Source organism: Streptomyces sp. NPDC007164, assembly GCF_040634135.1.
GTDB classification, from domain to species: domain Bacteria; phylum Actinomycetota; class Actinomycetes; order Streptomycetales; family Streptomycetaceae; genus Streptomyces; species Streptomyces sanglieri.
Genome location: NZ_JBEYFB010000017.1, coordinates 51,621 through 65,326, shown reverse-complemented (window position 1 = coordinate 65,326; position 13,706 = coordinate 51,621). Strand labels below are relative to the sequence as shown.

12 protein-coding genes are annotated in these 13,706 nt (G+C 70.1%); 5 read left to right on the top strand and 7 right to left on the bottom strand.

From position 1 onward, the window contains the following. Positions 1-184 precede the first annotated feature (184 nt). The 4 genes from ABZ622_RS21870 to ABZ622_RS21855 all read left to right on the top strand — a co-directional run bounded on the left by ABZ622_RS21870 (position 185) and on the right by ABZ622_RS21855 (position 4,411). Positions 185-1,486 carry an extracellular solute-binding protein gene (locus tag ABZ622_RS21870; RefSeq protein WP_360545556.1) on the top strand — a complete coding sequence of 434 codons (1,302 nt, stop codon included), beginning with the start codon at positions 185-187 and terminating at the stop codon, positions 1,484-1,486. Continuing rightward, entirely contained in the window at positions 1,476-2,390 is a 915-nt protein-coding gene (locus tag ABZ622_RS21865) for a sugar ABC transporter permease (RefSeq protein WP_360545554.1), read from the top strand. The genes ABZ622_RS21870 and ABZ622_RS21865 overlap by 11 nt, the downstream gene beginning before the upstream one ends. Then, positions 2,387-3,250, top strand: a complete 864-nt coding sequence (locus ABZ622_RS21860) for a carbohydrate ABC transporter permease (RefSeq protein ID WP_360545552.1) — start codon at positions 2,387-2,389, stop codon at positions 3,248-3,250. The genes ABZ622_RS21865 and ABZ622_RS21860 overlap by 4 nt, the downstream gene beginning before the upstream one ends. 63 nt (positions 3,251-3,313) lie before the next feature. Next, complete coding sequence (locus ABZ622_RS21855) at positions 3,314-4,411, top strand: radical SAM protein (RefSeq protein ID WP_360545550.1); 1,098 nt, start codon at positions 3,314-3,316, stop codon at positions 4,409-4,411. On the opposite strand, the gene ABZ622_RS21850 is transcribed toward ABZ622_RS21855, so the two are convergent. Genes ABZ622_RS21850 through ABZ622_RS21840 form a run of 3 tightly spaced genes read right to left on the bottom strand, consistent with a single transcriptional unit; the run spans position 4,408 to position 7,012 of the window. Next, a complete protein-coding gene (locus tag ABZ622_RS21850; RefSeq protein WP_360545548.1) occupies positions 4,408-5,379 on the bottom strand; it encodes a galactokinase in 972 nt (323 codons plus the stop codon). The genes ABZ622_RS21855 and ABZ622_RS21850 overlap by 4 nt on opposite strands. Beyond that, positions 5,376-5,870: an NUDIX domain-containing protein gene (locus ABZ622_RS21845; protein WP_360545546.1), complete on the bottom strand. Its 495-nt coding sequence runs from the start codon at positions 5,868-5,870 to the stop codon at positions 5,376-5,378. Before ABZ622_RS21845 ends, ABZ622_RS21850 begins: the two co-directional genes overlap by 4 nt. Then, complete coding sequence (locus tag ABZ622_RS21840; RefSeq protein WP_360545544.1) at positions 5,867-7,012, bottom strand: NAD-dependent epimerase/dehydratase family protein; 1,146 nt, start codon at positions 7,010-7,012, stop codon at positions 5,867-5,869. Before ABZ622_RS21840 ends, ABZ622_RS21845 begins: the two co-directional genes overlap by 4 nt. 216 nt (positions 7,013-7,228) lie before the next feature. Here ABZ622_RS21840 and ABZ622_RS21835 point away from each other — a divergent pair, with 216 nt between their 5' ends. Then, a complete protein-coding gene (locus ABZ622_RS21835) occupies positions 7,229-8,842 on the top strand; it encodes a hypothetical protein (protein WP_360545542.1) in 1,614 nt (537 codons plus the stop codon). 51 nt (positions 8,843-8,893) lie between these two features. Here the strand turns inward: ABZ622_RS21835 and ABZ622_RS21830 are convergent, their stop codons facing one another. The 4 genes from ABZ622_RS21830 to ABZ622_RS21815 form a co-directional block, all read right to left on the bottom strand. Continuing rightward, entirely contained in the window at positions 8,894-10,210 is a 1,317-nt protein-coding gene (locus ABZ622_RS21830) for a BNR-4 repeat-containing protein (RefSeq protein WP_360545540.1), read from the bottom strand. A gap of 232 nt (positions 10,211-10,442) precedes the next feature. Next, positions 10,443-11,744, bottom strand: a complete 1,302-nt coding sequence (locus ABZ622_RS21825) for an extracellular solute-binding protein (protein ID WP_360545538.1) — start codon at positions 11,742-11,744, stop codon at positions 10,443-10,445. 64 nt (positions 11,745-11,808) lie between these two features. Then, positions 11,809-12,729, bottom strand: a complete 921-nt coding sequence (locus ABZ622_RS21820) for a carbohydrate ABC transporter permease (RefSeq protein ID WP_360545536.1) — start codon at positions 12,727-12,729, stop codon at positions 11,809-11,811. Further along, positions 12,726-13,655, bottom strand: coding sequence for a sugar ABC transporter permease (locus ABZ622_RS21815; RefSeq protein ID WP_360545534.1), 930 nt, complete (start codon positions 13,653-13,655; stop codon positions 12,726-12,728). Before ABZ622_RS21815 ends, ABZ622_RS21820 begins: the two co-directional genes overlap by 4 nt. Positions 13,656-13,706 lie beyond the last annotated feature (51 nt).

Below are 13,706 nucleotides of genomic sequence, written 5' to 3'. Positions count from 1 at the left end.
CACCGCCGCAGCACCCGCAGGCATCGACACAGCACAGCGGAGGAAGGGTGGGCTTTCCGTGGGAAACACACCGTCGTGTTCCGGCCGAAACTCCGTGTCGCTGCGGAGAATCACAGCCCGCGGGGTAGTGAGAAGACCGTCGCCGAAGCCCCGTACGCCTCACTGACCCCGCACGGAGGAACCCATGGCACTGCGCCCGCACCGCCGATCCATGATCCTGGGAGCCCTTCTGCTGCTCACGGCGGTGGCCGGCTGTAGTGCGGGCGACCCCAACGCGCCGGGCGAACGGGCCGGGGGCGGCAAGGAGCTGACGGTGTGGCTGACGGTCGACGCCCGGGAAAGCTGGCCGGAGCTGGTCGCCTCCGCCAACACCCGGTTCGCGAAGAAGCACCCCGGGGTCGAGGTCGATGTCCAGTACCAGCAGTGGACGACGAAGAACCAGAAGCTCGACGCGGTCCTCGCGGGCCGGAACGTGCCCGACGTGGTCGAAATGGGAAACAGCGAGACCACCAACTACATCGTCAACGGCGCCTTCGCACCGCTCGACCCGAAGAGCTTCGACCACTCCGCGCAGTGGCTGCCCGCGCTCGCCGACGCCTGCCACGACGACGGCCGGACGTACTGCGTGCCGTACTACGCCGGAGCCCGCGTCGGTGTCTATCGCACCGACTACTTCAAGCGCGCCGGCCTCACCCACGCCCCACGCACGTACCCCGAGCTGATCTCCTCCCTGGAGCGGCTCAAGAAGCAGTACGGCGCCAAGGACCCCGGCTTCTCGGCCTTCTACCTGCCCGGCCGCTACTGGTCCGCAGCCATGGGCTTCGTCAAGGACGCCGGCGGCGAGATGGCGGTCGAGAAGGACGGCCGCTGGCAGGGCGCGCTCTCCTCACCGAAGTCCGTCGCCGGCCTCACCACATGGAAGAAGCTCATCGACGACTACTACGTCGGCGACCGGGCGAAGGACAACGGGGACCAGCCCGCCGTGGTCGGGCAGGGCAAGGTAGGGGTCTTCTACGGAAACACCTGGGAAGCGGCGGCCTCGGCCGACGCCCGCTCCGGGGGCGACCCGCGGCTCAAGGGCAAGTTCGCCACTTTCGCCTTTCCCGGCCCGTCCGGACAGCTGCTCCCACCGTTCCTCGGCGGCTCCACCCTTGCCGTGCCCGTCAAATCACAGAACCAGGACCTGGCGAACGACTGGATCCGCATCTTCACCGACCGGAAGTCGCAGCAGCAGCTGATCGCCGCCAACACCCTTCCCAACAACACCGTGCAGCTCGCGGAGGTCGCCGCCGGAGGCATAAACGGCCCGGCCGCCCAGGCCGCCACGCGCGGCTGGGTCACTCCCCTCGCCCCCGGCTGGACCTCGGTGGAGAAGTCCAATGTCCTGCCCGAGATGCTGGAGCGCATCGCCACCGGCAAGGCATCCGTGACGGATGCCGCGCGGGACGCGGACCGCAGGATCGACGCCGTGATCAATGAGCGCTGATCCGGCCGGGCGCAGGCTGCGCCCCCTCCTGCCCTACCTGCTGATCGCCCCGGCCCTCCTCGCCCTCCTCCTGGTCCTCGGCTACCCGCTGGTCGACATGGTGACCCTGGCCTTCCAGGACATGACACGCAAGGAGCTCTTCAGTGGCACGGCGCCGCCCTGGGCCGGGCTGGGGCAGTTCCGGACGATCCTCGGCGACGGGTTCTTCTGGACGGTGGCGGCTCGCACGGCACTGTTCACCGTGGTCTGCGTCAGCCTCACCATGGTGCTCGGCCTGCTCACCGCCCTTCTGATGCGACGGGTGTCTCCATGGGTCCGCGCCGTCCTCGCCGGGATCCTCGTCGCTGTGTGGGCGATGCCCGTGATGGTCGCGGCGGCCATCTTCCGCTGGCTCTTCGACGCGGACTACGGTGTCGTCAACTGGCTGCTCTCGACGCTTCCCGGGCTCGACCTCGCCCGGCACAACTGGTTCACCGACCCGTTGCAGGGCTTCGCCGTGATCACCGCCGTCGTCGTCTGGGGCGCCCTGCCGTTCGCCGCGATCAGCCTGCACGCCGCCCTCGCCCAGATCCCGCCGGAGCTGGAGGAGGCCGCCCTCATCGACGGCGCCCGCCCGTCCCAGGTCTTCCGGTACGTGACCTTCCCGGCGATCAAACCCCTGTTCGTGATGGTCACCACCCTGATGTCGATCTGGGACTTCGGTGTCTTCAACCAGATCTGGCTGATGCGAGGCGGCCAGCCCGAGCGCGAGTACTACCTGCTCGGTGTGTACTCCTTCATCGAGTCCTTCGCCGTCAACCGCTACAGCGCCGGAGCCGCGATCGCCCTGGTCACCGTCGTGCTGCTGCTCGTCGGGGCCGTGCTGTATCTGCGGCAGATGCTGCGACTCGGGGAGGTCGAATGAGTGCGGTCCGGAAGCGGCCGGGGCCGGGCACGGGACCGCGTCGCAGGACCCGGCGCCGCTACGACGTCGTCGGCCTCCTCGTGGCCGCCGCCCTCGGCTTCCCCGTCTACTGGATGCTCATCACCGCGTTCCGGCCCGCGACCGAGATCCTCAGCCTGCCGCCCGAGTTCTGGCCGGCCAACCCCACCTTCGCCAACTTCACCCGCGCGATGCGCACGGAGACCTTCTGGTCCAACGTCCGCTCCAGCGCCGTCATCGGCCTCGGCACCGTCCTCGTCTCGCTCCTGGTCGGCACCCTCGCCGCGTTCGCCCTCTCCCGCTTCCGCTTCGCCGGGCGCAAGGCGTTCGTCATGGTGATCCTCACCGTCCAGATGATCCCGCTCGCCGCCCTCGTCATCCCCGTCTACCTGCTCCTCAACGAGGCGGGTCTCACCGACAGTCTCGGCGGGGTGATCCTCGTCTACCTCGTCTTCACGCTGCCGTTCACCGTGTGGATGCTGCACGGCTTCATCTCGGCCATCCCGGTCGAGCTCGAAGAGGCGGCGATGGTCGACGGCTGCGGCCGCCTCGGCGCCTTCGTCCGCGTCGTCCTGCCGCTGCTCGCCCCCGGGCTCGTCGCCACCTCCGTCTTCGCCATGGTGCAGGCGTGGAACGAGTACGTCCTTGTCTACGTCCTGCTGTCCACCCCGGAGAAGCAGACCCTCAGCATCTGGCTGGTCTCCTTCCAGACCAGTTTCGGCACCGACTACGGCGGGCTGATGGCGGGCGCCACGCTCACGGCCCTGCCCGTCGTCGTGTTCTTCCTGGCCGTCCAGCGAAAGATCGCCGCGGGTCTGGCCACCGGAGCGGTCAAGGGCTGAGCGCCCTGCCAGGACCGGCACGGCGCCGCCGACACCCCCGTTCATCACGCAGAGGAGAGCCCTGTGACGCACGACCGTCTCGACCTAGTCTCCAAGCTCTACCAGCCCTCGGGCTGGCCCCGGATCCTCCAGGCCGCCTCCGGCTCGCCCTCCCGCGCCCCGCTCGTCGTGGACTTCGACCCGACCACGTTCTGTGACCTGGCCTGCCCCGAGTGCATCAGCGGAAAGCTCCTCAACCAGGGCCGGTTCACCCCGGACCGGCTCGCCGCCCTCGCCGAGGAACTCGTCTCGATGTCCGTCCGGGCGGTCGTCCTCATAGGTGGCGGGGAGCCCCTCGCCCATCGCGGCACACGCCGGGTGCTACGCATCCTCGGCGAGGCGGGCCTGGCCGTCGGAGTCGTCACCAACGGCACGATGATCAAGCAGAACCTCGCCGAACTCGCCCAGTACGCCAGCTGGGTACGCGTCTCCATCGATGCCGGCACCGCCGAGACGTACGGCCTGTTCCGGCCGGACCGCAAGGGCCGCAGCGTCTTCGACAAGGTGATCGGGAACATGCGGCTGCTCGCCGCCGAGAAGACCGGAGCGCTCGGCTATTCCTTCCTCGTGATGTCGCGCCGGGAACCGGACGGGCGGACCGTCACCAATCACCACGAGGTGCTGCGCGCCGCCGAACTCGCCCACGACATCGGCTGCGACTACTTCGAGACCAAGGCCATGTTCGACGACGACCACCACGTCGTACAGGTCCCCGAGGAGATGCTGGAATCGGTCGACGGTCAGCTCGCCGAGGCCGCCCGGCTGGAGAGCGACCGCTTCCAGCTCGTCAACTCCTCCACCCTCACCTCCCTGCGCAGCCATGTCGGCCCCGTCCAGCCCAAGGAGTACGACCGCTGCCGGGTCGCCGAACTCCGCACCCTCATCACCCCTTCCGGGGTGTACGTGTGCCCCTACCACCGGGGTAACCCGCTCGCCCGAATAGGTGACGCCGTCACCGACGACCTCGCCACCATCTGGCAGGACTCCGACCGCGGGATCGTCGACCCGAGCCGGGACTGCCGGTTCCACTGCGCACGCCACGGCTCCAACCTGGAACTGGAGCGCATCGCCCGCGGAACCGGCGAGCTCCCGCTCGCGGAGGACTACGACCCCTTCATCTAGACCCCCGCGGCCGGCACCGGGTCCCGACGGGTGCCCGGGGCCGCCTCGGCGGGCAGGACCCGGGCCCCCGGGTGGGAGACGCGCAGCGCCCCCTCAAGGCGCCGCACCCGCTCCGCGGCCTCCTCTGCCCGCCAGACGCCGACCAGGGCACCGCCTCCGCCGGCCCCGCTCAGTTTCAGCGGCAGGCCGGCGGAGCGCAGCGCGACTCTTCGCAGCTCCTCCAGGAGCGGCGTCGACATCCGCTGGTGATCCCGCATGGCCTCGTGGGCGTCGGTCATCGCGGCCCCGAGCCCCACCAGGTCCCGGCCGCGCAGCGCCTCCCAGACCCGGCCCGATGCCTCGTCGGCCGCGCGCCGGTACGCGGCCAGCGCCGGGTCGCCTGCGGCGAGCTGCGCCCGCACGTCCCGGATGTGGTGCCTCGTGTCCTTGTGGGTGCCGGAATCCACGACGACCACCCGCCACTCGGCCGGGAGGTCGAGCCGTTCCCGTACGCCGGGAAGCCCTTGCTCGCGGCCGTCGAGAAGGAGCGCGCCGCCCTCGACGACCGCGAGGTGGTCCATGCCGCCGCCGTGGAAGACGGCGAACTCGAACTCGTACGCCCACTGCGCGATCGTGGCGTCGGGGACGCGCCGCCCGGAGAGCGCCGGATCAGCGAACGCGCGGAAGAGCGCCACGATCCGCGCCGTCGACGACGAGAGGCCGCTCGCCGCAGGAGCCTCGCTGCGCACGGTGACGGCGGGCGGATGTGTGGCGAGGCCGGGCAGCCGCTCGCGCAGGAACGTCCACACTCCCCGCTGCCAACTGTCCTCCGTTGTTCCGTCGGGAACGGGGCCGGGCACGACCTCCACGGTCGTCATCAGACCGAGCGCGAGACTCACCGAGCGGCCCCCGCCGAGCCAGTCCAGGTCCTCGCCGGACAGGCAGGCCCGGCAGGGAACCACCGCGCGTATCGGATGTGTGGGATTCACCGTGCCTGGAACCTTCCCTCCGTGCGGAACCTTTCGTACATGGACAGCACCACCTCCGTCGGCGGGTGCAGTGGCCGGGGCGGGTCGCCGAGCGGCCGGAACAGTGCCTGACGCACCTCGTCGGCGCCGGGCGTCAGCGTCCCCGACCAGCGCCGGGCGCAGAAGCACAGCGCGAAGCAGTGCGTCACGTCCCCGTTCGGGTAGGTGAGGGTGTGCACCCGCGGATCGGAGAGCGATCCGAACGCCACCAGATCGTCCCGTTCCACCCGCAGACCGGTCTCCTCGGCGACCTCCCGCACGGCCGCGTCGGCGAAGTCACCGCCCTCCTCGCAAGCACCGGCCGGGAGTTCCCAGACCCCGTTGTCCACGCGCTGCTGGAACAGTCCGCGGCCCTCGGCGTCGAGCAGGAGCACCTGCGCACCGGGCACGAGGAGGGTTCTGGAGCCGACTTCTTGACGCAACGACCAGATGTAGGAACCGGCATAGCTCATGTCGTACGTGTCGCCTCCGTCGCCGTCCCTGCGGGCCCGTCGCTGCGCAGCGTCTCACGCCCCGCCGCCTCGTCGGCCAGCCAGCGCGGCGTGGCGTCCGGTGTGGTGAGCAACCACCGCACATATCGCTCCACGCCCTGGCGGACCCCGATGCCCGCCTGCCAGCGCAGTAGGTCCCGGGAGTGTTCGACCGAGGCGTAGCCGCCGAGCGGGTCCCCCTCGGGGCGCGGCGTGGTGATCCGCCGCGCGCCGGGGAAGTAGGGCTCGATCAGGTCGGCCACCTCCTTGACCGATGTCGGCCTGCCCGTACCGACGTTGACGGTCTGTCCGGCCATCCGCTCCTCGACCAGGGCGAGCGCGGTGGCCTCTGCGACGTCGTCGACGTGGATGAGGTCGCGGACCTGGATCCCACCGCCGTTGAGGCGCATCGGCCGGCCGAGGTGGGCCTGGAGGGAGAGCCAGGGCACCATCCAGGAGTGGCTGCCCGGCTTGGGGATCTGGGGCTCGCCGTACACGGAGAAGTAGCGCACCACCGCGTACTCGGTGTTGCCGGAGGCGCCGAGCATCAGCCGGGTCTGGTGTTCTGCCCAGAGCTTGCAGTTCGCGTACACGGACACCGGGTGGAGCGGCATGTCCTCGTGGAAGACCTGCGGCCCTTTTGTGCCGGGCACGCCGTCGCCGTACACGGAGGCGGAGGAGACCAGTACGAGCCTGCGGACCGGGAAGCGGGCGGCCTGTTCCAGGACGACCTGGGTGCCCTCGACGTTGGCGCGGAAGGCTATGTCGGGGCGCCGGGTACAGGCGGCGACATCCGCGTAGGCGGCCGCGTGCACCACGAAGTCGGCCTCGCGCAGCAGGCCGCCGACCACGGCGGAGTCGCGGACGTCGCCCACGACGAGGCGCGCGCCGCTGCGCGCCACCCCGAAGGTCGCGTGGCCGGACTCGGGGTAGGCGTCCATACGGTCCAGGACGGTGACGACGGCTCCGGCGCTCCGCAGCAGCGCGACCAGACGGCTGCCGACAAGTCCGCCGCCGCCGGTCACGACGACGCGGGCGTCACGGAGCCTGTCGAGCCGGGAGCGGACGGTCTCCTGGTTGGCGGTGGAGCCCTCGGCGGCGGTCAAGGAGGGTAACGCGGGCATGGGAGCCTCTTTCCGGCGTCAGGGGGGTGTCGAAGATCTCGGAGTGCGAGCGCAAGCATCGTTGGGGCGCCGACTGCCCGCCAGAGGGCGATTTCGGCACTCTTGCGGGCCGTGTGAGCCATCCGTACTGTCCGGATCTGGCTGGCGGACACGGGTGCCGGACAGGCCCGGACAGAGGGAGGACGTATGGCGCGTCAACGGCTCAGTGCAGTGGTCATGACCCATCCCAAGCGCCGCGCGGCGGCGGAGAAACTGGCGTTGAGCGCGCCGTCCGGCCTTCTGCGGGTCGTCATGGACCCCGACCCCACCGGGACTCCGTCGGTGCTGCGCACCGCGCTGGCCGCGTGGTCGGCGATCGAGGACGGGGCCACACATCAACTGGTGATCCAGGACGACATGGTGTTGTCCGATTCCTTCTTCGACCGGGTCCGGTCGGCGATCGAGGAGTTGCCCGACTCGGCGCTCGCCCTGTTCGCCCTCTGGGACTCCCGCAACGGGGCGGCCGTGCGGTTCGGGGCGATGGCGGGTGCCCGCTGGGTCGGCGCCGTCAACGAGTACTTCCCCTGTGTGGCGATCGTTCTGCCGCGCCGGGTCGCCGAGGGTTTCGTCGCGTACGGGAGGCAGCGGCTCGGCGGCTGGCCCGACGACATCCTGATGTACCGCTATCTGTGTGCCAACGGTGTATCGCGCCATGTCGCCGTGCCGAACCTCGCCGAGCACGAGGACCGCGGCTCGATCTCCGGGAACGCGTTCCGCGGCCCGCGCCGTTCGGTCTGCTATGTGCCGGGGGACGAGGTGGGTGACGAGGGCCGGACCCTGACCGGTCCGGCGGTGATCCCGTTCTTCAAGTACGGCGTCGCGAAGTGCGCGGTACGGGTCGCGGGCCCCGGCCAGGAACGGTGGCTGCACCTGGACGCGGAGCAGTACCTGCGTGGCGCCGGCCTCTCCCCCGCGCTGCTGCGCCCGCCCGGCGGCGGCGCGGGGGAGGCGGATGTGCGAGGGACCTGGCTGACGGCTCTCGCGATGGGGTACGAGGCGGCCCGCGCCGGATTCGCCGTGCCGCCCGCACCGTCGGAGGCCTACGCGGAGGCGGTGGCGACGATCGGTCCGGGCGGCATCAGCAACGCCAGTACGGAGGAACACATCGCGCGGCGCCGGGAGCCCCTGGCCGAGGTGGCGCGGCTGGCGCTCCAGGCCGGGCGCGAGGCCGCCGCCGGGCAGCGGGCACGGCCCCGGCGGCCGGACGGCCTCGTGTGGCGCGGGGCAGCGACCCCGCTCGGCGAACATCTCGCCCGCAGGCTGGCCGACCGGCAGGAGCGGTCCGCCGCCGTGATCGACCTCACGCGGCTCCACTGCGCCGAACCGGAGGTGACGATCCGTCCTCAGGGTGACCCCGTCCCGTACCGCCTGGGCGTGGGTGAGGTGTACGGACCGGGCTGCTCGCACCACAGTCCTGTCGGACGCATGGTGTGGGACGCGCTGCGAAGCCGTCCCATCGTGGTCGAGGGTGATCCGGACGCCGAAGTGCATCCCGTGTACGTGGACGATCTCGCCGACGCGATCGAGGCCGTACTGCGGATCCGGCCGGAACGGCACATACTCACCGTCGCGCCGGAGAAGCCGTGCACGGCGGCCGAGTTGGCCCAGGCCGTGCACGAGGCCGTGCGGCCCGTCCCGGTACGGAGCGGGTCCGGGAACGGGAACGAGCGGCCTGTACCGGCGGGCGCGGTACGACCGCCCGGCTGGACGCCCTCGACGGGCCTGGCACGCGGACTGCACGCCTTCGCCCAGTGGCTCGCTTATGAGGGCGTCCTGCACACCGAGGACTGATCCTGCGGGACGCTGCCGCGGAGACCGGCCGCCCGCCGCCGGTTCAGGGCGTCAACGAAGCCCGTAGTAGAGCGAGTTGTGCGCGGTGTCCGGCAGGTACAGAACGTCGTTGCCGTCCGAGTCCCGCCGTACCGCGAGCCGGTCCGCGCTCACGCCCGGTGCGGCGGACTCCGCGGTCCAGGCCCCGTCAGCCGCCTGCGTCGCGGCGAAGACACGGTCGGTGCCGGAGCCGGTGACGTAGTAGATCCGCTTGGTTTCCGTCTCGTCCCAGGTGATGCCGAGGGCCGCGGCGGTCTGGCCACCGGCGTAAACGGTCTTGCGGACCCAGTCGCTGCCGCTCGGGTAGGCGTAGTACACACGGAAGTTGCCGCCGCTGTCGGCCGAGCGGTAGCGGTAGGCGACCTTCGGGGTGGAGCCGTCGAGCGTGAGCTTGGCGCTCTGCACCGCCGGACCCGTGTAGGTGTTGTCGCTGCTCCACACCTCGTCCGCGGTGAGGTCCTGGATCACGTCGGACGTGCCGGGTGTCACCGGGGTGGTGACGGCCGCGCCCGCGCTGTCCGCGAAGGCGCCGGTCGACGGGTCGTAGCGCAGGTAGGAGAGCTGGTGCCGGAACGCGCTCGACGGGGCCTTGGACCACTCGTACAGGATATGCACCCGCCCGGCGGCGTCCACCGTCAGGTCGTCGGGGTACACGGCGCGGTTCAGCGCGCCGGCGAAGGTGGCGACCACGCTCCAGCGCGAGGCGGCGTTGTCCCAGCGGTACAGCCTGCCGGGGCGCTGGTCGGCGCCGGAACCGACGCGGGCGGTCAGGTACAGGTCGCCGTTGGGCGCGGTGGTCACGACCGGGTAGGTGATGCCCACGCCCTGGTCGGGCAGTTCGGCCGCGTGGTCGGTGACGTCCCCGCCCGGGGCCTCGGTGCGGAAGTAGCGCCAGGTGTCGGTGTGCATGGAGGTGAACACGTGCAGGCGGCCGCTGCCGTCGCGCGCGGCGGACGGCTGGTTGTGACCGTTGTCGTCGGCGAACTCGGCCTGCTGCCCGCTCTTGTCGAGCAGCGGCAGACGGCTCCAGACCCCGTCCGGGTCGCGCCGCGCGATGGCCGGGCGGTGCGTGGCGGCCGTCGAGCCGGGCTCGTTGAAGGCGAAGTACCTGTACTGACCGCGCCCCTTGTACGTGGCGACCGGCGTCCACCAGGCGGCCTGGTTCGACGAGTCCATCGCGTACGGGACCTTCTCGATCGACGTCGCCGCGGCTGCCGCGGTTGCGGCGCGGTCCGTGTCGTCGGCCCGGGCGGCGGCCGGGACGAGCGCGAGCAGGGCGGCCAGGGACGCGGCCGAGGCGGCGTATGCGCGTGCCGTGGGACGTCGCAAGGTGAACTCCTTCGTGGGGGTGTGGCATGGGGCGGTGAGGCGAACGGGAGTGGCCCCGTAGGTCGGTGCATCCCCTCCGCTGCGCCCGGAATTTACAACAGTTCCCAGATGGTGAACAGGGGTTGCACAATACGGAACTTGAATACGCCTCGGGGAAGGCGCATGCGGCATGGCGAAGGGCCCGGTGATGGCCGTTTCGACCTTCACCGGGCCCGGAGCGCCGCGCGCCGACTCAGCGCTTGATGAAGGCGGCGACCTCCTCGCCGGCCTTCTTCATCGCGTCCTTCGGCTTCGACTTGCCGACCAGGACCGCCTGGACCTGCTTGGCCACGGCCTCCTCGATCTGGGCGTTCTGCGCGAACTGCCAGAACGGGCTGCCGGTCGCCGTGTCGGTGATCTTCTCGGTCCACTCGGTGGTGAAGGTGTCCTGGGCGACCTTCGGGTCGGACAGGCCCACCGTGGTGGACGGCGGCAGGGCGCGGGAGGCGAAGTACTCGGTGGTGGTGGCACGGTCGGTGGTGGTGTGCAGCGCGAACTGTGTCGCCGCGTCCTGCCCCTTGCCCTTGACGATCGCGATCACACCGCCCCACAGCAGCGCCTGCGGAGTGTCTCCGGAGCGCAGCACCGGACGCTTCATCGGCTGCATCGCGTCGGCCAGCGTCTTGTCCTTGGACTGCGCCGAGGTCACGCCCTTGCCGATGATGGCGTCGTCGTAGAAGGCGGCCTTGCCCTGCCCGAACAGGGCGCGCGCGTCGAAGCGGTCCACGTCCGCGGCGATCAGCTTCTCGTCGTGCAGCTTCTTGTACCAGGTGACGGCGTCGATGGAGGCGTCGTCGCCAATGGTCACCTTGTCGCCCTCCATGAGCGTGCAGCCGAAGGTCTGCATCCACGGGAAGATGTCCTTGAGCTGCGCGACCTTGGTGGCCGCGGCGTAGGGCACGATGCCGTTGCCGAGCCCCTTCAGCTCCCGCAGCGCGCCCTCGAACTCCTCGATGGTGGTGGGGTGCTTCTTGATGCCCGCCTTCTCCAGGAGCTTGGAGTTGGCGATCACGCCGATCGAGCCGGTGTTCCACGGCAGGCCGTACTGCTTGCCGTCGTACACGCCGCTCTCCAGCGCCACGTTCGTGTAGCCGCCCTTCATGGCCACGGTGTCGAGTTCGGCGAGCTTGCCCATCTGCGCGACCGCGGCGAGCCAGGCAATGTCGAGGTGCACCGCGCCGGTCGTCTCCCCACCGCCGAGCTTCAGGGTGAGCTGGCTCAGGTACTCGTTGTACGGGTACGAGACCGCGCGGATCTTGGAGCCCTCGGCCTTTTCCCACGCCTTGATGATCTTCTCGATGGAGGGCTTGGCTGCCTCCTCGTTGAGCGACCAGGAGGTGAAGTCGAAGTCCTTGGACTTCGTGTCGCCTCCGTTCGAGGAGGTGCTGGCGCCGGACGGTGCGCAGGCGCCCAGCGCACCGGCTCCGGCCACACTGAGCGCGCCGATGCCGAACATACGCAGCGCGCCGCGCCGGCTGATGCCAGAGGTGGTCATGGTCTCTCCATGGGGGAATGGGCGGAAGGGAAGGGTGTGGGGGGTGCGGGAGAATCCCGCGGGCTCAGCTCTTGACCGAACCGGCGGTCATGCCGCCGACGAGGTAGCGCTGCAGGAACATGAAGGCGATGACCACGGGGACGGAGACGACGAGCGAGGCCGCCATCAGCTCGGGCCAGGCGGTCTGGAACTCACCGATGTAGGTGGAGACGAGGCCGGGCGGCAGGGTCTGCTTCTCCTTGTCGGCCAGCGTCACCGCGAAGATGAAGTCGTTCCAGCCGCGGACGAAGGCGAACAGACCGGCGGCGATCATGCCGGGCGCGGCCAGCGGCGCCACGATGGAGTGCAGCGTCCGCCACCGGGACGCGCCGTCGATGGACGCGGCCTCCAGCAGGGCGTCCGGAATGGTGTCGAAGATGCCCTTCAGCATCCAGACGCACAGCGGCATCGTGAACGTGGTGAAGGACAGCACCAGGGCGGTGTACGTGTTCAGCAGGCCGAAGCTGGAGAAGACGGCGTACAGCGTCACCAGCAGGACCGCCTGGGGGAACATCTGGGAGGCCAGCACCAGGTGCATCAGCGACCGGCGTCCGCGGTAGCGGAACTTGGAGAACGAGTAGCCCATGTACGTGGCGACGACCACGCTCAGCACGGCGGTGATCGAGGCCACGATCAGGGAGTTGACCAGGTACTTGATCAGCTGGTCGTTCTCGGCGAGGGCCGTGAAGTTGCTGAAGGTGATCTCGGTGGGTATGAGCTTCGGAGGGAACTGGAAGGTCTGCTCGGGGCTGCTCAGGGCGGTGGCCAGCAGCCAGTAGATCGGCAGCATGCCGAAGGCGCCGATCACCAGGACCGCGGTCCAGGCCGCGATCCGCGAGCGCAGCAGGTCCTTGCGTATCCGGCGCCGCGAGGTGCGCCCGGCGGACGTGGTGTGCGGCCTCAGCCGCTCGGTGCCGGCCAGCGGGGTGGAGGTCGTGGTGGTCATCGGGCGTCGCCCTTCCGCTCGGTGATCCTGAGGTATACGGCGACGAGGATGAGCAGGAGCAGCATCCACAGTCCGCCCAGCGCGGTCGCCCGGCCGATGTCGAAGCCCTTGAAGGCGGTCTGGTACACGGCGGTCGCGAAGGTCTCGGTGGAACCGGCCGGGCCGCCCCCGGTGAGCACGTAGATGGTGTCGAAGTGCTGGAAGTTCCAGATGAACTCCAGGAGCAGCACGATCGAGGCGACACCGCGGACCTGCGGCCAGGTCACCGCGAAGAAGCGCCGGATCGAGCCCGCCCCGTCCATGGAGGCCGCCTCGTGCAGTTCCTTGGGCACGGTCTGCAGACCGGCCAGCAGCATCACCATCATCCAGGGGAAGCTCGCCCAGGTCTTGGTGATGATGACGGCGAGCATGGCGGTGCCGGGCTGGCCGAGCCAGGAGATGGACTCCTCGATGATCCCCGCCTTCATGAGGATGCCGTTCAGCACGCCGTAGTTCGCGTTGAAGATCCACATCCACAGGAAGGAGACCACCACGCCGGGGATCACCCACGGGAACAGGAACAGGCCGCGCAGGAAGCCACTGCCCTTCAAGCCCGAGTTCAGCGCGAGCGCGAGCGCGAAGCCGATCACGAAGGGCACGATCGTCGCGCCGACGGTGAAGACCAGCGTCTGCTTGAGGATCGTGAGGAAGTCGCCGTCCAGCCAGTAGGCGAAGTTCTCCAGGCCGACGAACTCCCGGCCCGGCAGCCGCAGATCCTGCTTGAAGAAGCCGGTGACCAGTGCCGAGACCAGCGGGTAGACGATGATCGTCGCGAACAGCGCGATCCCCGGGGCGGTCAGCAGCAGTGCGAACGCGCCGTTGGAGAGTCGCCCACCGGTCCGCCCACGGCGTGGAGCGGCCTTCTGGGGAGGTGCGGCCGTACTCATGGGTGTGTCCTCTCAAACGGGGCGGGAGCGGTGTTGCAGGGCGTGGCACGG